Origin of the sequence: Sphingobacterium kitahiroshimense (genome assembly GCF_025961315.1) — a bacterium.
GTDB lineage: Bacteria > Bacteroidota > Bacteroidia > Sphingobacteriales > Sphingobacteriaceae > Sphingobacterium > Sphingobacterium anhuiense.
In genome coordinates this window covers 2,181,647-2,200,265 of sequence record NZ_JAOQNK010000001.1, presented here as the reverse complement: position 1 = coordinate 2,200,265, position 18,619 = coordinate 2,181,647, and the positions used below count along the sequence as shown (strand labels likewise).

At 35.3% G+C, this 18,619-nt stretch carries 15 protein-coding genes and 1 tRNA gene; 14 read left to right on the top strand and 2 right to left on the bottom strand.

The genetic code is table 11. The features are described from left to right. Window positions 1–17 precede the first annotated feature (17 nt). The 5 genes from M2265_RS09930 to M2265_RS09910 all read left to right on the top strand — a co-directional run bounded on the left by M2265_RS09930 (window position 18) and on the right by M2265_RS09910 (window position 4,482). Window positions 18–1,202 carry a thiolase family protein gene (locus M2265_RS09930; protein ID WP_132771872.1) on the top strand — a complete coding sequence of 395 codons (1,185 nt, stop codon included), beginning with the start codon at window positions 18–20 and terminating at the stop codon, window positions 1,200–1,202. A 390-nt stretch (window positions 1,203–1,592) separates the two neighbouring features. Next, window positions 1,593–2,444, top strand: coding sequence for an ATP-binding cassette domain-containing protein (locus M2265_RS09925; RefSeq protein WP_132771871.1), 852 nt, complete (start codon window positions 1,593–1,595; stop codon window positions 2,442–2,444). Further along, window positions 2,428–3,240, top strand: coding sequence for a hypothetical protein (locus M2265_RS09920; protein ID WP_132771870.1), 813 nt, complete (start codon window positions 2,428–2,430; stop codon window positions 3,238–3,240). The genes M2265_RS09925 and M2265_RS09920 overlap by 17 nt, the downstream gene beginning before the upstream one ends. Before the next feature lies 1 nt (window position 3,241). Then, window positions 3,242–3,625, top strand: a complete 384-nt coding sequence (locus tag M2265_RS09915) for a GntR family transcriptional regulator (RefSeq protein ID WP_132771869.1) — start codon at window positions 3,242–3,244, stop codon at window positions 3,623–3,625. Continuing rightward, entirely contained in the window at window positions 3,622–4,482 is an 861-nt protein-coding gene (locus M2265_RS09910) for a hypothetical protein (protein WP_132771868.1), read from the top strand. The genes M2265_RS09915 and M2265_RS09910 overlap by 4 nt, the downstream gene beginning before the upstream one ends. A gap of 82 nt (window positions 4,483–4,564) precedes the next feature. Here the strand turns inward: M2265_RS09910 and M2265_RS09905 are convergent, their stop codons facing one another. Next, a complete protein-coding gene (locus M2265_RS09905; RefSeq protein ID WP_132771867.1) occupies window positions 4,565–5,071 on the bottom strand; it encodes an ecotin family protein in 507 nt (168 codons plus the stop codon). Between the two features lie 212 nt (window positions 5,072–5,283). Next, entirely contained in the window at window positions 5,284–6,018 is a 735-nt protein-coding gene (locus M2265_RS09900; RefSeq protein WP_031289417.1) for an SIMPL domain-containing protein, read from the bottom strand. A 140-nt stretch (window positions 6,019–6,158) separates the two neighbouring features. Here M2265_RS09900 and M2265_RS09895 point away from each other — a divergent pair, with 140 nt between their 5' ends. The 9 genes from M2265_RS09895 (at window position 6,159) to M2265_RS09855 (ending at window position 18,618) form a co-directional block, all read left to right on the top strand. Further along, a complete protein-coding gene (locus tag M2265_RS09895) occupies window positions 6,159–8,957 on the top strand; it encodes a prolyl oligopeptidase family serine peptidase (RefSeq protein WP_132771866.1) in 2,799 nt (932 codons plus the stop codon). A gap of 186 nt (window positions 8,958–9,143) precedes the next feature. Further along, the gene (locus M2265_RS09890) at window positions 9,144–11,330 is read left to right on the top strand and encodes a glutamine synthetase III (protein WP_132771865.1); all 2,187 of its coding nucleotides are present in this window, start codon (window positions 9,144–9,146) and stop codon (window positions 11,328–11,330) included. Between the two features lie 207 nt (window positions 11,331–11,537). Next, on the top strand, window positions 11,538–11,966 hold the full coding sequence (locus tag M2265_RS09885; RefSeq protein ID WP_021191989.1) for a c-type cytochrome: 429 nt from the start codon (window positions 11,538–11,540) through the stop codon (window positions 11,964–11,966). 234 nt (window positions 11,967–12,200) lie between these two features. Next, a tRNA-Leu gene (locus tag M2265_RS09880) sits at window positions 12,201–12,280 on the top strand. Between the two features lie 338 nt (window positions 12,281–12,618). Beyond that, window positions 12,619–14,025, top strand: coding sequence for a sialate O-acetylesterase (locus tag M2265_RS09875; RefSeq protein WP_132771864.1), 1,407 nt, complete (start codon window positions 12,619–12,621; stop codon window positions 14,023–14,025). A gap of 145 nt (window positions 14,026–14,170) precedes the next feature. Beyond that, window positions 14,171–14,851, top strand: a complete 681-nt coding sequence (locus M2265_RS09870; protein WP_021190960.1) for a response regulator transcription factor — start codon at window positions 14,171–14,173, stop codon at window positions 14,849–14,851. After that, the gene (locus tag M2265_RS09865; RefSeq protein WP_132771863.1) at window positions 14,848–16,182 is read left to right on the top strand and encodes a sensor histidine kinase; all 1,335 of its coding nucleotides are present in this window, start codon (window positions 14,848–14,850) and stop codon (window positions 16,180–16,182) included. The genes M2265_RS09870 and M2265_RS09865 overlap by 4 nt, the downstream gene beginning before the upstream one ends. Window positions 16,183–16,250: 68 nt before the next feature. Then, window positions 16,251–17,504: a TolC family protein gene (locus M2265_RS09860; protein WP_132771862.1), complete on the top strand. Its 1,254-nt coding sequence runs from the start codon at window positions 16,251–16,253 to the stop codon at window positions 17,502–17,504. A 10-nt stretch (window positions 17,505–17,514) separates the two neighbouring features. Continuing rightward, window positions 17,515–18,618: an efflux RND transporter periplasmic adaptor subunit gene (locus tag M2265_RS09855; RefSeq protein WP_165905958.1), complete on the top strand. Its 1,104-nt coding sequence runs from the start codon at window positions 17,515–17,517 to the stop codon at window positions 18,616–18,618. Window position 18,619: the final 1 nt, after the last annotated feature.

Here is an 18,619-nt window from a genome sequence, read left to right as displayed (position 1 = left end):
AACCAAAATAATAAACGATGACTAAGAAAGTATTTATTGTCGCGGCGCAACGTACCGCAATAGGAAGCTTTGGAGGAGGATTATCCACTTTGAGCGCGACAGAATTGGGTGCTCAAGCTGTTAAAGCAGTTTTGAGTCAAGTTGCTGTTGATGGCAAAGAAGTGGATGAATTATTAATGGGCTGTGTCCTACAAGCTGATTTGGGACAAGCTCCCGCTCGCCAGGTTTTAAAATATGCAGGTTTACCCGATGATATTCCTGCGACTACTATTAATAAGGTTTGTGCAAGTGGAATGAAGGCGGTAGCATTAGGGGCACAGGCTATTTTATTGGGTGATGCTCATGTGGTACTTGTTGGCGGTATGGAAAGTATGAGTCGCGTACCTTATTATGCACCTACAACACGTTGGGGAGCGAAATACGGTCATCAAAGTTTAGTAGACGGAGTACAGAAAGATGGACTGAGTGACGCTTATTCGCAAGACGCAATGGGAGTTTTTGGGGAGCTGTGTGCCATTAAATATGGTATTAACCGAGAAGAGCAGGATGCCTATGCGGTATCGTCCTATACCAGAAGCCGTGATGCCTGGAAAGAGGGAAAGTTTGATAAAGAAGTGGCTCCGATAACAGTTTCTACCCGAAAAGGAGAAGTTGTTGTCAAGCAAGATGAAGAATTTACGCAGGTCAATTTTGAGAAAATTTATACTTTGAAACCAGCTTTTCAAAAAGACGGAACGATTACTGCAGCAAATGCTTCTACTTTAAGTGATGGAGCTGCGGCATTATTACTCATGTCCGGTGAGAAAATGGAAGCATTGGGTTTACAGCCTTTAGCTGAAATCATTGCATATGCTGATGCGGAACAGGAACCGGAATGGTTTACAACGACGCCTAGTCTCGCCGTGAAAAAAGTATTAGCAAAAGCAGATCTAGAATTGTCTGATATTGACTTTTTTGAATTTAATGAAGCTTTTTCTGTTGTAGTATTAGTAAATGCCCGTTTGCTGGATATTTCATTGGAAAGGATGAATGTTTATGGGGGAGCAGTATCTTTAGGTCACCCTCTAGGGTGTTCGGGCGCCAGAATTTTAGTAACCTTAACAAGTGTGCTTGAGCAGGAGAGAGGACAGTATGGGTTATCAGCAATTTGTAATGGTGGCGGTGGTGCTTCTGCAATGATTATTAAAAGATGTAATGTATAGTAGCGATCAGGTTAGATATATTATCATACATACATATGGGCTGAAGGTTATACTACTGAGTTTAGAGAATATTGTTAAGTGACAGTACTCATTTAAATGAAAGGTTCCTATCTTTAACATAAACTTCTTTATCGAAGGTAAAAGACCGTTTTTCTTATATAGAGAAACGGTCTTTTGTTTGCACCTAATTTGTTCGGCATAATTACTTCTTATAACGATCGCTAATCTTTTCAATATAATGTTAGAAATCAAAAGGGTAGGCTTCTTATTTCTAATATTATATTTAAAATTTTTTGCGTTTTCTTTTATTTCTTTAATAAAAAGTACAAAATAATTTGCATTCTTATTTTTCCTTTCTATATTAGTGTATTAATTAAATAATACAGTAGTATGATAACTATTAAAAACCTAAATTTCAGCTACAGCAAATCGCGACCATTATTTAAAAATATGGATATTCATTTACAGGAAGGGCATATTTATGGTCTATTGGGGAAAAATGGTGCAGGCAAGTCGACGTTACTGAAGAATATGGCCGGTTTGGTCTATCCTGTAAGTGGTACGATTGAAGTGTTACAGCATGATCCTTGTAAACGCGAACCTGCTCTGCTTCAGGAAATCAGTTTTATTCCTGAGGAATTTCACTTACCAGCAGTGAAATCCGCAACTTTTGTAAAAGCGAATGCCGTTTTTTATCCAAAGTTTGATCATGCATATTTTCAAGAACTGATCAGAGAGTTTGAAATTCCGATCGAACAGAAGCTTGCAGATATGAGTTATGGGCAAAAGAAGAAATATATCATATCATTTGGTTTGGCTTCCAATACCAAAATCATGATTATGGATGAACCTACTAATGGTCTAGATATTCCTTCTAAAGTGCAATTTCGCAAAATTATGGCCTCGGCTATTGCCGACGACCGCTGTGTTATTATTTCGACACATCAAGTACGTGATCTCGACAACCTGATCGATGCGGTTATTCTATTGGATGAACATCGGGTGGTATTAAATGCTAATGTTAATCGTATTACGGATCATATCAGCTTTAAAAAAGTACCTGAGTTGAACGATGATGTGCTTTATTCAGAACCTGCATTAGGTGGTTTTAATACCATACAGTTGAATGCGATGGGAGAAGACTCGAAATTAGATCTGGAACTGTTGTTTAATGCTGTTTTACAGAAAAAAGAATTGATTACAAACCTTTTAAATGTTACTGAAGATGTCGAACGTATTTAATGTTAATCGCTTGTGTGCATTGATTCGCCGGCAGTGGATTTCTGTCGGACGCATTTATTTGATGTCACTAATTATTATTGCTGGAGTTTTTATAGCTTTTTATAGTTTCTATTTTTCTAGATATTTTGAAGAGCTAAAATTTGGAAATGCTACTGGAGAATATTTGCTCAATTTTAGAGTTCCTTTATTTTTCATTTTGGGTTTATTCTTTATCACTGTTGTCTCTAGCAGTTATTTCTCTGACCTAGGCCAAAAAACAAAAGCCATCTTTGAATTAATGATGCCAGCTTCTCGTTTAGAAAAATTTCTTGCAGCTATTTTTTATACTGTTATTGTGAGTTTAGGGGCTTACTTTTTACTTTTCTATTTAATTGATCTGGCCTTTGTATCTTATTTAAGAAGTACAGGTTCTTCGATAATAACCAAAACTTATTCTACTGGTGAAACAGTGATAACAGACCATTGGCTTTATTTCTTCAAATTGGAAAAATGGAAGTACTTACATTATTTATATTTCCTACCATTCTTATTGAACGCTTTGTTTTTACTGGGTTCTATTGCCTATAAAAACTTTCAATATATTAAAACTGCTATTACCATGATTATATATATAGCGATCTGGATGATTTCATTTATTTATGTGATGAAATTAACTACTAAAGATACCATTCAAGTTGGAGGAAATGCTTTTCAAGATGAAATCCATGTATTTCAGCTCATTATGGCGATAGGAATTATTTTAACATTAGTTTTTTGGGGGGTAGCATTCTTGAGATTAAAAGAAAAGGAGGTTTAGTATGGATTTTAATGCTAATAAAGCCATTTATCTTCAGATAGCAGCTTATGTATGTGATCATATTCTGTTGGGGACGTGGAAAGTGGATGATAAACTTCCTTCGGTACGGGAGTTGGCGGTACAATTGGAAGTAAATCCAAATACAGTAATGCGGACTTATGACTTGTTACAGCAAAAGGAAATAGTAGTGAACAGACGAGGAGTTGGTTTTTTTGTAACTGATGCTTCTGTAAGTAATGTGAAGGCATATCGAAAAGCGGTGTTTTTAGAAGAAGATCTTTTTCCATTTTTTAGAAATATTTATTTACTAGAAATTAGCTTAGATGAATTAAAACAGCGTTACCACAACTTTATCGAACAAAATTTTAAAAATAACGAATTATGAAACTGAGTACTAAATTATTGATAGGCTTGGGGATAGCGCTACTTATTATTCCTACAGTCACGACCTCCTATATCGTGGGGCATAATAGTATCGATATAAACGTGTATAATAAAATACTGAACCAAGAGGGAAAAGATCCAAATACGAAAGACACGTATCTTAAAACCGTTAAAAGTAATAACTTTAAAAAGGTCAGCATTACTGGAAGTGATAGTTTAAACTATATTATCCCTATCAGATTATATGTGATCAAGAGTGATAAGCGTGCTGTGAAAATAGCAAAAGAGGATGCTGAACGGTTAACAATTAAATCGGATGAGAATGGACAGTTAAGTATTAAGTTCAATTTTTATGGCAATTACTATAATACGCCAATTTATATCTTTACACCCAATCTAGAGCAGATAGATTTAACAAATTTGATGGTCAATGAATTTTCCACTAAACAAGATGAATTAACGATCGTAGGAAACAAACTTTCAGGATTTGTTATGAATAATGGAACGCAAATCAACAAATTGAATTTTATACTGAAGTATTCGCAATTTGCTATTAATAACGGAGAGCAAGATAGCCCAGTTTCATTCAATTTAAATCACTTGAATTTCGATTTAGATAGTTCCAATGTGAATTTTGCAAAGAATAATTATGAAAGCGTTCAAATTAAAGCTAAAGATTCACAGTTGTATTTTGTAGGTGAAAATGAAGGTAGATATTTGAAAAATATGAATTTAGAAACGATTGGAGCGAGTACAATTGGTTTCAATGATTACCAGATTGGTGCATTATCTGGAAAACTTTCAGACGAAACAAAAACAGACTTTACACTTTCTACCTTGCGTAAATTTTTAAAATAATCGTTTACGTCAAAGTTGTTAATTAACAAAAACGCTCTTCAAATTTAATTGAAGAGCGTTTTTTATTTTATATTGCGTTTAACTATTTCGCTTTTTTTAGAGGAACCTCAGCGGCCTGGTAAGTTTCAGGCTCAGCTTTGTAAATTTTGAATTTTACTTCATAACCCTCTGGTGCGTAAATAACGATTGGCATTCTTCCATTGTAATCGGTTATAACAGATTTAGCCTGTACAAAGCTGTTCTTTTTTTCACCCTGGCAAAGCATTTGAGTCGAAGCTACATTTCCATTTGTTTTGAAAACATAGTAATTATATTCCCATCCCTGCAGATCTTTTTTCTCAAAATCACCGGCTAAGAAGTAACTGTTACACGCGTCGGTCTCCATATATTTGCCAGCAAAAAACTCAATCTTTTTATTATTATCACCATCGATTCCTGCATGAGGGACTTCAATGACATATTTTACCATCCCTTTTTCTGGTGCTGGAAATACATTTACGTCTTGTTTAAGTAATGTCTGTGCCATAGCGGATATCGAAATTAATAAAGTAGCAACGATCATACCTGTTTTTAACATTAACTTTTTCATATATATTATTTTTACATGTGTATTATTATCAGGTTAGAGCGATCTGTATACGATAAGTTTAATCCGTTGACGATTTTTTTTATCATGAAAAGTTTTGGAAGTCGTTTTAAATTATGCTATTTTCTTGATAGACAATTTATTGTATAGCGTTTTTCTTGTGAATTTTTCTCTTGATTTAAGACTAAATGGCTTTGAAAATATCATTTTATACTTTATAATGGTAAATAGCTCGCTTTTACAGTAATGTTTGCAGTCTTTTTTCGAGATGTTGTATTGAATGCACCACCATAAGAAAATTCTTCGTTATCATTTTGACCAGTTATCTGAAAAACGCCTAAATCAGCTTTTACCAATTGACCTAAAGTGGAGGCAGATTCGGACGCTATATTCTGTGCACGTTGGTGTGCATTTTTAGAAGCCTGAGAAATGAGTTCTAATTTTAAATCTTCCAGCTTAGAATAATAGTAGTTGGGTGTACTTGAACTTAATTCAAGCCCTTGAGAGATTAACGTTGATATTTCGCGAGATGCATTATCGACTTTGTTAAGATCTTTTGATTCCACTCCAACAGTTTGCGATAAGGTATATCCAGAAAACGTATTATAGCTACTGCCTTTACCATCTGTGTGGTATTCAAATTCTTTATTAATATTAACAGCTTCAAATCTTATCTCTTCAGCTTTTAAACCCTGTGCGATCAAAAAATTGCGAACCAGCTCACGATCCTCAGCTAATTGATCTGATGCGCCTTTTAAATCGAAATTTTTACGACTGTAGCTGGCATTCCATTTTACTAAATCAGATTCAAAATCTTTTTTAGCATTTCCATTAACGGTAATCGTTTGTGAAGATTTGAATTTGTAACGGTATGCATTGCTAAAAAGGCATGCACTTGCAATAATAACAATACCTGCAATAAGTGCTATTATAATTGGATTGTATTTCATAATCATTATTCTAATCAGGTTATTTAACGTTTTATCGACTTACTATGTAGCAATCATGATACCAAAAAAAACTGTTATTTTTGAATTTAAATAGATAATTTGCAGTTTTTGAATCAATTTGTTGATATAAGTAATAAATAATGAATAAAAAAATCATTCTTATAGGGTTGTTAGCAATGCATGGAGCCGTTTTATTCGCTCAAAAGCAACCGCTTAACCATACGGTTTATGATGGATGGCAAAGTTTGAATGCAAGTGAAATAAGTGGTAGTGGAAAATACATCACATTTCAAGTACTGCCACAGGAGGGAGATGGAGCCTTATATGTCAAGGATAATTTAAACAAATCCATACTTGCATTACCAAGGGGATATAATGCCCGTTTGACCAATAATGAAACGCATGTCATTTCATTGATAAAGCCTAAGTTTGCTGATACACGCCAAGCGAAAATTAAGAAAAAGAAACCGGAAGAAATGCCGAAAGATTCACTTGCTATTTTTACGGTAGCGACTGGAAAGCTTTTAAAGTATGCAGAAGTTAAATCTTATAAATTGGCTGAGGAAGCTAATGGTTACTTTGGATTCTTAACGGATGATAAAGGGATAGCTCCTACAGACACCGCGACGTCAAAGACTAAAAAAGCAACTAAAATCAGCACATTGCATGTATATGATCTAGCAACAGGTGATACGGTTAATTTTCAACAGGTAGATCAATACGACTTTAATAAAGCGGGAAACAAGCTGGTTTTTACCAAAAAAACTGAAGCTAAAGATTCTACATCCAATATTGCAGGTGTTTATTTATATGATTTGACCAATAAAACATTAAAAAAGATTACAAATGGTCACGGAACGTATAAAAACTTCACTTTTGACGATCTTGGCAATCAATTGGTCTATTTAGGAGATAAAACTGCTGAAAAATCTTTATTAAAAGAGTTTAATCTTTATTATTATACTGCACAGCTTGATTCAGCGCGCATTGCTGTTCAGAAAAATACTTCAGGAGTACCTGCAAATTGGGCAGTAAGTGGAGATGGAGAGTTAAAATTCAGTAAAAATGGGCAGAAATTATTTTTAGGATTGGCACCTATACCTAGAGTTAAGGATACGACATTAGTGGATTTTGAGCATGCGAAAGTAGACGTTTGGCATTGGCAGGATGATTACTTACAGCCGCAGCAATTAGTCAATCTTAAAAAAGATCTTGCTCAAAGCTATTTGAGTGTATTTTATCCGCAACAGAATAATCGTGTGATTCCTCTAGTTGATGAGAAATTTAATCCAGTACGTACAACAATTGAAGCCGACCAAGAATATGTTTTGGCAACCACTGATTATGGACGTAGAGTATCTACGCAGTGGGATTATAGGAGCAAACAGGATGTATATGTCGTCTCTACCGTTTCTGGTGCTCGTCAGTTGGTAGCTGAAAATTTATCAGGACAAGCTGTTTTATCACCAGATGGTCAGTATGTGCTGTATTTTAATCAGGATAGTGGCAATTGGTATTCGTATCAAATTGCCTCCAAAAAAGTGTCGATATTAAATGATGGTCTTCCTGTATCCTTTGTCGATGAGGATAATGATATGCCGGCAAAACCAGAAGGCTATGGTATGGCCGCTTGGGGAGCCGACAATAAAGGAGTATATGTTTATGATAAATATGATATCTGGTATTTCGCTTTAGATGGATCGGATAAATATTTAGCCACAAATGGATATGGAAGGGTATCCAGTACCGTATTGCGTTATAAGAACTTAACACATCCGCGAAATAGCAAGTGGAAATCCAACACACTTGATGAGCGTCAACGTGTTTTGCTAACTGCTTTTAATGAAAAGACCAAAGAGAATGGTTTTTATGAATTGAGAGGTAAGCGGAAAGATCCAAAAGAGATCTTGATGGCACCAAAGGTTTTTAGAAATTTACAAGCATCCGAAGATCAGAAATATCTGATTTATTCAAAAGAAGATTATGTCAATAGTCCTGATTTATATGTGAATAGCAATACGTTTAAAAAGGAAGAAAAATTGACCGAGTTGAATCTGCAGCAAGCGAATTACAATTGGGGAACCGCGGAGTTGGTACAATGGACTACACCTGCTGGTCATGCTGCAGAAGGTATTCTGTACAAACCGGAAGATTTTGATCCGAATAAGAAATATCCAATTATTGCTTATTTCTATGAAAAATTATCAGAAGGACTATATAGTTACCAAGCGCCGGCGCCCACACCGTCTCGTTTGAATATACCTTATTTTGTAAGTAATGGTTATTTGGTTTTTGCGCCTGATATTTCATATGTTACAGGTGAGCCTGGTAAATCTGCGGAAGAATATATTAATTCAGGAATGAAGCATCTGGCGCAGAATAATTGGGTAGATTCATCTAAAATGGGTATCCAAGGACAAAGCTGGGGAGGCTACCAAGTGGCGCATTTAATAACAGCTACCAATATGTATGCAGCAGCTTGGGCAGGTGCTCCAGTTGTGAATATGACTTCAGCGTATGGGGGTATTCGTTGGCAAACAGGCATGTCCCGTCAGTTTCAGTATGAAAATACACAAAGTAGAATTGGTAAGACCCTATGGGAAGGGCAAGAAGCTTATCTAGCCAATTCACCTTTATTTCATTTGAATAAAGTGACAACACCAGTCGTTATTATGGCAAATGATAATGATGGAGCAGTGCCATGGTACCAAGGCATCGAAATGTTTACGGCATTAAGACGCTTACAAAAACCTGTTTGGATGCTTAATTACAATGGTGACGAACATAATTTGTTGTTAAGACAGAATAGAAAAGATATTCAAATACGAGAGCAACAGTTTTTTGATCACTATTTAAAAGGAGCGCCTGCTCCGAAATGGTTGAAATCTGGAGTTCCCGCAAAAGAAAAAGGAATCGATTGGGGGTTTTCTAGTGAATAATTTTAAAAAGAGCTTATTTGTTACAAATAAGCTCTTTTTTTTATGTCTAATTGTAATTTTTTAAGGTTTTCAATAAAAATATTAAAAAAAATTTCAATTTTTATTGAAAACAACATACTTTTACAAAGTAATTTGATGGAAAGATCAAAAATAGGGTATAAAAAAACTTAAAATCTCAATCACATAATGTCTAACTTAAGATTTAAATCTGTCGAAGCAGCTGTATCTCGCAAAAATGCTTCTTTAAAAGTAGAAACTAAAAAAGCTACCGATATTTACGGTAAGAATGTTTTTTCAATTGCGAAGATGAAAGATTATCTTCCTAAAAACTCTTACAAGGAATTAGCACAGGCAATCGAAGATGGAAGTGCAATTTCTCGTGATTTAGCGGAGCATATTTCACAGGCGATGAAAAGTTGGTCACTATCTAATGGTGCTACGCATTATACACACTGGTTCCAACCTTTGACAGGATCTACTGCTGAAAAGCACGATGCTTTCTTTGAGCCGGATGATAATGGTGAAGCTATTGAGAAGTTTACCGCAGATGCTTTGGTACAGCAAGAGCCTGATGCATCAAGTTTTCCAAATGGAGGTATTCGTAATACATTCGAGGCACGTGGCTATACAGCTTGGGATACTTCATCACCAGCTTTCCTTTATGAAACAGGTTCAGGTAAAACATTATGTATCCCAACAGTTTTTGTATCATACACAGGCGAGGCATTAGATTATAAAGCTCCTTTGTTAAAAGCTGTAAGTGCTATTGACAAAGCTTCTACTGAGGTAGCACAATACTTCGATAAACAAATTACAAAAGTAAATGCTTCTTTGGGTATTGAACAAGAATATTTTTTAGTTGATCTTTCTTTATATAATGCACGTCCAGATTTACAATTGACAGGACGTACTTTATTCGGTCATATGTCCGCAAAAGGACAACAATTGGATGATCATTATTTCGGAGCGATCCCTGAGCGTGTTTTAGCATTCATGGTCGATTTGGAAAATGAAGCTTTGAAATTAGGTATTCCATTAAAAACTCGTCACAACGAGGTTGCTCCTTCTCAATTTGAGTGTGCGCCTATGTATGAGGAAATCAACTTAGCAATTGATCATAACCAATTGTTACAGAATTTAATGGACCAAGTGGCAATGCGTCACCATTTCAAAGTGTTATTACACGAGAAACCTTATAGCGGTGTCAATGGTTCTGGTAAACATAATAACTGGTCTTTGATTACCAATACAGGTGTTAATTTATTGTCTCCTGGTAAGACTCCAAAAAATAACCTAATGTTCTTGACATTCTTTGTTAATACCATTAAGGCTGTTTATGAACATGCGGATTTATTACGTGCATCGATTGCTAGTGCAAGTAATGATCACCGTTTAGGTGCAAATGAGGCTCCTCCTGCTATTATTTCAATCTTCTTAGGCTCTCAGTTAGATGATCTTTTAGAAGAAGTTGAATCGGCTCGTGTTGCTAAAAAAGTAAAATCTGAAGCGAACTTATGGCATGGTATTCCTAAAGTTCCTGAATTGAGATTGGATAATACAGATCGTAACCGTACTTCCCCATTTGCTTTTACAGGTAATAAGTTTGAATTTAGAGCTGTAGGTTCTTCTGCGAACTCTGCATTACCAATGACCGTATTAAATGTTATTGTTGCGAATCAATTGATCGAATTTAAGATCGAAGTTGATAAGCAAATTAAAAAAGGCATTAAGAAAGATTTAGCATTATTGAATGTTGTGCGTAAATACATCAAAGATTCTAAATCAATCCGTTTTGAAGGTAATGGTTATAGCGAAGAGTGGGAGAAAGAAGCTGAGGCAAGAGGCTTGTCGAATAGCAAATCTACTCCGAAAGCTTTAGACGTTTACGTAAAAGAAGAGTCGATCGAGTTATTTGAGAAATTAGGTATTTATACAAAACGTGAAAGTGAAGCACGTCATGAAATTTTGTTGGAAAACTTTTACAAAAAACTTCAGATCGAAGCTCGTGTTATTGAAGATATCGTCAATAATCAGATTGCTCCTGCATGTTTGATCTATCAAAACGAATTGATCAAAAACGTACAAGGTCTGAAAGATCTAGGATTCGGAAAAGAGGCATATAGCTCTCAGTTTAACTTCTTAGAGCGTATTTCATTACACGTTAATACTGTTCTTGAGAAAACAGAGGCGATGCGTAAAGAACGTAAAAATGCAAATCAAATCGAAGATATGCGTGAAAAATCAATCGCATATGATGAGGTTGTTAAACCTTATTTTGATGAGATTCGTTACCATGTCAATAAATTAGAGAAAATTGTTGATGATCAAAAATGGCCATTACCGAAACTTCGCGAACTGTTGTTCATTAGCTAAGAATTGGTAAATTAGGTATAATTTAAATTGATACATCTTGAAAGCGCGCGATATTTTATCGGGCGCTTTCTTTTTGCACCTTAACTGGTTACGGTGCAAAAGTCAATATTGTAACAATCTACTGTATTGTCATATTAATTTCATTTTATCATAGGTTATTCGTTGTTCTTTTTTTTACATTTAGTTATTAAAAGAAGAAGAAGAAAAATGAAGAAGTTTAATTTTAAATACAGGAAAATATCCTTAGTTACTGCAGTGATTGCAACTGCGATGACTTTAAGTGCTTTTATTCCCAATCAGGAAAAACCAAAGGAAGAAAAGTTTACCAATCTAAAAGTACTCCCTAAAAATATAACTCCAGATGAGTTAAAGTTAGTGATGCGCGAATTTAATAGCTCCTTGGGAGTCAAATGTGGATTCTGCCATACTCCTTCAAAAGATGATCCTAAGAAAATGGAATTTGCGAGTGACGAGAATAAGCATAAAAGTATAGCACGTGACATGATGAAGATGACAGCCAAGATCAATAAAAAATATTTCCATAGAGCAAATAAGGAAGGGGAGATCAAGGCAATTTCATGTAAAACATGTCATAATGGAAAGGAAAACCCTGAAATGAAAATTGCGAGTTTATAGCATTGCTCCATAAGGTAGTTCAAGCTTACTATTATCATTTGGCTTGATTGAGAATCAATATCCGATAAAGATTATAAACCTGTCGATATTTGTGATCTTTATTTTTTTATTAAAAAAATAAAGTCGTTCATAATCAGTTATTTTCTTGTTTAGGTGCATTTTTATTTTGCATATATCAAAAGAATATCTACATTTGCATCACTCCAAACAACGAAATACTTGTTTGAACGGACCGCCCGGATGGCGGAATTGGTAGACGCGCTAGTCTCAAACACTAGTGGGAAACCGTGCCGGTTCGATCCCGGCTCCGGGTACCGAAAAAGGATCTGAAGTTAATTCTTCAGATCCTTTTCTTTTATAAAACCTACTCCTGTTGTTTCACACAAGTCTTTATTTTTTATCAAAAGGGTACCCTAATGAGGTATTTGTCACTTTAAAAAGAGTTTAAACATGCTGAACGACTTACTTTGTGGATAGTATGTTCTAGAATTGGAGCTTCTTTTTTTATACTTTATTTGATTTAAATCATTTATATTTACTTTTATAATCATTTGCTATTGCAACTGCTTACCCTATTTCTGTTACTATAAAACCTACTTTTTAATGTACTGAGAATAGAAGATATGCAACCTAAATTCTAAATAATAAAAAAATGAAACAATACTTGCTAGTTGGTATCCTTTTCTTGTTCACAGCGACATCGTATGCAAAAATTCGTCTTCCTAATATTTTAGGGAGTAATATGGTCCTACAACAAAAATCCACGACTAAGCTATGGGGATGGGCAGAGCCGGGTGAAAAGATTAAAATCACTACTTCTTGGGATAATAAGGTTAGCGAAAACGTTGCCGACGGAAATGCAAAATGGCAGATCGATATCCAGACGCCACAAGCAGGCGGACCTTACAGTATTACGCTTCAAGGAAATAATAAAATAGTCCTTGAAAATATATTGATCGGAGAGGTGTGGGTCTGTAGCGGTCAATCTAATATGGAGTGGTCATACAATCAAGGTATCACAAGTATAAAGGATGAGTTTTCCCAACTAAACACACGTAATATTCGATTGTTTAATATCCCTAAAACAACTTCTCAAACACCACAGGATAATAATGAAGGTAATTGGTCAGTTTGTGACAGTAACGCCATAAAGAATTTTAGCGCAGTAGGTTATTATTTTGGTAAACACCTCAACGAAGATTTAGATGTTCCAATTGGATTGATCGGTAGCAATTGGGGCGGTACACCAGCTGAAGTGTGGACTCCCGAAGAGCTGGTGAATAATAATACGGTTCTCAAAGAAGGGGCAACTAACAATAAACCTACAGCGTGGTGGCCTGTATCGCCAGGATATGCTTACAATGCCATGATTGCTCCACTTGTCAATTATAAAATAGCAGGTACAATCTGGTATCAGGGTGAAAGTAATAAAGAGACAGCATCTACTTATACGGAATTGATCAATACCATGGTTGGATCATGGCGTAAGGCATGGAATAAAGAATTTCCATTTTATTATGTACAGATTGCACCATTTCGTTATGAAAGACATGGTGTCGGAGCTTTATTGAGAGAAGCGCAGGCTAAAAACCTTACTACAAAAAATACAGGAATGGTGGTGATTTCAGATTTAGTCACAGATACGTTGAACATTCACCCTACAAATAAAAAAGATGTAGGTCTAAGATTAGCAAACCTTGCTTTAGTAGAAACCTATGGTCTTAAGAAAGATGCGCACAAAAGCCCGATGTTTAAATCATTAACAATAAAGGATAAAGAAGCTATCCTCGACTTTGATTATGCTACATCAGGATTAGTTTTAAAAGGAGATCAACCAAAGGAGCTTTTTATTGCTGGAGCGGATAAAGTATTCTATCCTGCAACAGTTAAAATAAAAGGAAATCAACTCCTTGTCTCCAATAAACAAGTGAAGGCTCCTGTAGCGGTACGCTATCAGTTTAGTAACACTGGAATCGGAAATATTTTTACTAAAAATAATCTTCCAATGGCGCCATTTAGAACAGATAATTGGGAAATTGATACAAGCCCCTTGAAATAATGAAATAGATTTCTGATGGTTGCTTGTTAGCATCATAAATCTATTTGCACCGCTACTTCTTTAGATTAGAATTTCATTAGATATTCATATTTCTGTTTAATTTCCTCTAACCTTTCTTTAAATTTGTGAATTAAAGTAAATTACTATGCAGATATTAGTTGTGGAGGATGATAAACGGATCAGTGATTTTCTAATTAAAGGATTAGAAGAAAACGGCTATTTGGTTACGTTATGTCGGTCTGCAGAAGAAGTCATTGCTAATTACCTCAATATAGCATGGGATCTCTTGATTATTGATATTATGCTTCCGGGAATGGATGGTAGACAACTGGTCAGTACTTTGCGCTATAAAGATTGCCGTGCACCTGTCTTAATGTTGAGTGCATTAAACACGGTACAAGATAAGGTCGATTCTTTAGATATTGGGGCTGATGATTACTTGACCAAACCATTTCACTTTGATGAATTATTATCTCGGATTAAAGCACTGACCCGTCGTAGTCAGATTGGCTTTGACGTTAAAAAAAGCCAATGTATACAGATCGGATCACTCATGATCGACAAAGATCAATATAAGGTGTTTGATGGGGGACAGGAGGTGGAATTATCACCTCGAGAATTTAAACTCTTGATGTACTTGGTGGAAAATCAGAATAAAGCGGTTAGCCGAATTCAGATCCTCAATGCAGTATGGGGAATCAATTTTGATAATCAGACCAATGTCGTTGATGTTTATATTTCTTATGTTCGCAATAAGGTAGAAAAAAATCAAAAATATATTTTTACTGTAAAAGGAGTAGGGTATCTATTTAAGTTAGAACAATGAATTTAAAGAACCGACTTTCTATATATGCAGCTTTCATCTTTGGAGTGATTATTTTGATTGCCTCGACGATCATCTATGTGTCTTTTTATACTAAGATGGAAAGCCAGGAATTTCGGAATCTGGAGAGTAAGACCCTCTTATCTGCTCTATTTTATCTGGAGAAAGACGAGGTGTCATTTATCGAACATGAATCGATTAAAAATCAACTTCAGAAGAATATTTCTAAACGCAATATACTGGTTGTGGACTCCCTTAATAGACGCTATGATGGACTGATGGAGGACGATGCTCCAGTTTCTTCAGATTTTTTCGATTTGGTACGTAAACAGGATGAAGCACAACTTAAAACAGATGCTTTTTTTTATAATGGACTTTTTTATCATGATAATGAAGGTGATTTTGTTATTGTAACACGGGCGTCAACAGCCGAGTTTCAAGATCAGATGAAACTGTTGTTGCATATCTTATTGGCTGTATCGCTAATTGGATTGATTTTGATCCTGATTTTCTCTCAGTTTCTTGGAAATATTGCTTATGATCCGATCCTCAAGATGATCAGTCAGATTAAGAAAAAAGACAATCAAAATTTCAATGAACCCATTGTATTAAATAAATCCTATCAAGAGGTACAGGAATTAGTTGATACCTACAATCACTTTGTTGAAAAGCTAAGTCAGACCTTTTCCATTCAAAAAAATTTTATCGATTATGTTTCTCATGAATTGCGAACACCCCTTGCCGCGATTTTAGGGACATTGGAAGTGAGTAAACAAAAGCCTAGAACTGTCGAAGAGCATGAGCTCGTCAATTTACAGCTGAAACGTTATACCGAAGATCTCCGTGATACGATCGATCATATGATGATTCTATCGGGCGCAAAGACTAATTTTGAGACTAAGATCATACGTATTGATGAAGTACTTTGGGAAATTATTGAGCAACTTACCTTAGTGCATGGTGCCCAGATCAGTGTTGATATCCAGGTTGCAGATACCGATATATTAAAAATCGATGCGAATGATAAGCTGTTACAGCTTGCTGTTCAAAATATAATTTTAAATGCTGTCAAGTATTCCAATAATCAACCTATCGTTGTTCATCTCAAATCCCATAGTGGTAAATTGCTTGTTGAAATCATCGACCAAGGAATAGGTATTCTGCCAGAGGAACTTATTCGCGTGACCGAAAATTTTTATAGAGGTGAAAATGCACATGGTTATACGGGGAAAGGGATTGGTCTATCGTTAGCGAATGTTATTTTTAAACTCCATCACATTCGTATGGATATCAGTTCTAGTACAAAAGGGACAATCGTCTCGTTGTATTTCTAATCAAATTCTAATCTACTTCGAAATTCCTGTTAATCTTCTAAGCATAGCTTTGCTAAAAATAATAAATAGTGAAGATATATTGGTTTATAGGTGTTTTTCTATTGACAGTTGGTCAATCGCGGGCACAGACGTATTCGTTACAGGCATTGAAGGATATGCTTCTGCAGAACAATGGACAACTTATTGCTCAAAAGTATCAGATAGCTGCTTCAGATGCATTGGTCGTACAGGAAAAATTATGGTCTAATCCTACTCTAAGTATTAGTGAAGTCAATCTTTGGAAAAATGGTACCTCAGAGACTTTACCTTATCTGTTTGGAAAATACGGGCAACAACAGCAAGTCGCGGTAGAATTAGAACAGCTGATTGAAACTGCCGGAAAACGTAAAAAAAGAATCAGTCTTAAATCCTTAGAAAGGAAAGATGCTTTACTTGATTATGAAGAATTACTTCGTGAATTACAATTTGAGTTAGATGAAGCATATTGGAGCTATATGGCTGTCTCCCGAAAAGAGTCGCTCGTGGATTCCATTGTAAATCTCTATCAGAATTTGGAAAATCAATATAAACGTCAATCCGACCTCAATAATATTCCTAAATCTGATTACCTCCGTATTCAAGCTGCGCTTATCAATTTTGAAAAAGATCGTGTGGAACTTTATGCCGACAAAAATAATTGGTTGACAAAGATTAAAGTTTTGACTCAGAATGAAACGATTGAAAATCTGCAAATTGAACAATCTGAGGTGCCGTTAAATTTATCTCAAAAAATACCCCTTGATATTGAGCATCAGTTATTAGATCAAAATATTGGTTATCAAAAACAAATCAACGAACGTGATAAGGCAAAGCAACAGCTTTTGATCGAAAAAGCTGAAAGAACGCCCAATCTAACATTTCAATTAAGTTATGATCGTGGTGGAAATATTATGCGTGATTTTGTAGGTGCTGGAGTTAGCATGGACTTACCTATTTGGAACCGAAATAAGGGAAATATAAAAGCCGCCGAAAGTATGGCAAAACATGCTGAATCGCAACAAAATGTGTTACTCAGTCAATTGAAAGGACAGCTCAAAGATTTACAGTATCAAGTTGCACTATATGAAGTTACTTTATTAAAATCAAAAAATATTGCTTCGGAAGAACGCAAAGCTATGATTGCTAACTACCAAAAACATTTACAGAAGAAACAGATCACTTTATTGGAGTTTATTGATTTTATAGAAGCTTATCAGGAAACCGAAACGGGTATTGTTGATATGACTTTAGCTTATCAAATGGCACATGCGCAATTACAATATTTAACCGGACAAAAATTTTAGAAAGATGACGATGAAAACCAAACTTATATATTTACCGATGGTCATTTTTATGAAATTGCTATCGGGATGCAGTGCCGATGCCACTTCAAATACAACTGAAGGTATAGCCGATACCACCAAATTCTGTCTCAGTGAACAGATGAAAAAAACAACGACCATAAGCCCGATCGCTTTATTACCCATTACGGAACAATTATCGCTTTCTGGTAAAATTGATTATAATGAAAATGATCTAGTTGCCTTTAGAAGTTTATTGGAAGGTACAGTTGAAAGTGTTGGATTTGAATTGGGAGATTATGTTAAAGCTGGCCAAATATTGGCGACGATTAAATCGACACATGTTCAGGAACTCTTTCAGGAACAGCGTAATTTACAAAATCAAATTGTAATGGCGACTAAGCAGTTGCAGACCAAAAAAGAACTGTTGCAAGACGGTATGGTAGCTGGATCGGAGGTTCTGACCAGCGAACATGAATTAGCCAGTTTAAAAATTGAATTGGATAAAGTTCAGCAGATATTAAAAATGTATCGCGCAAAAGGACAGGGATCATTTGAAATTGTAGCGCCTAAGAATGGTTATATTATTCAAAAAGCGGTAAGTATTGGACAAAGTATTTCAACAGACCAGGATCCGCTTTTTTCGATTTCTAATCTGAAGCAAGTTTGGGTGATGGTTAATATTTATGCCAACAATTTAAAATACATCAAAGAAGGTGATGCGGTAAAGGTAAAAACCATCGCACAGCCCGATATTTTTTATGCTGGAAAAATTGATAAAATATATCATGTGTTTGATGACAATGAGCATGTATTAAAAGCTCGTGTGGTACTGGAGAATCAAAATCTACAATTGATGCCAGGTTTAGCGGCCGATATCATTATTGATAAATCCAATGGAGGTGCACAAGCTTATGCTGTTCCTAATGGCGCCATTGTCTTTCACAACAATAAAGAATATGTCGTTATTTATAAAAATGACTGTGCTATTTCTACAAAACGTATCACGACAATTTCTTCCAATGAGCAGTATACATTTGTTCAAGAAAAATTTGATGAAGGCGAACAGATCATCAGTAAAAACGCTTTGTTATTATTTGAACAGTTAAATCCCTAAG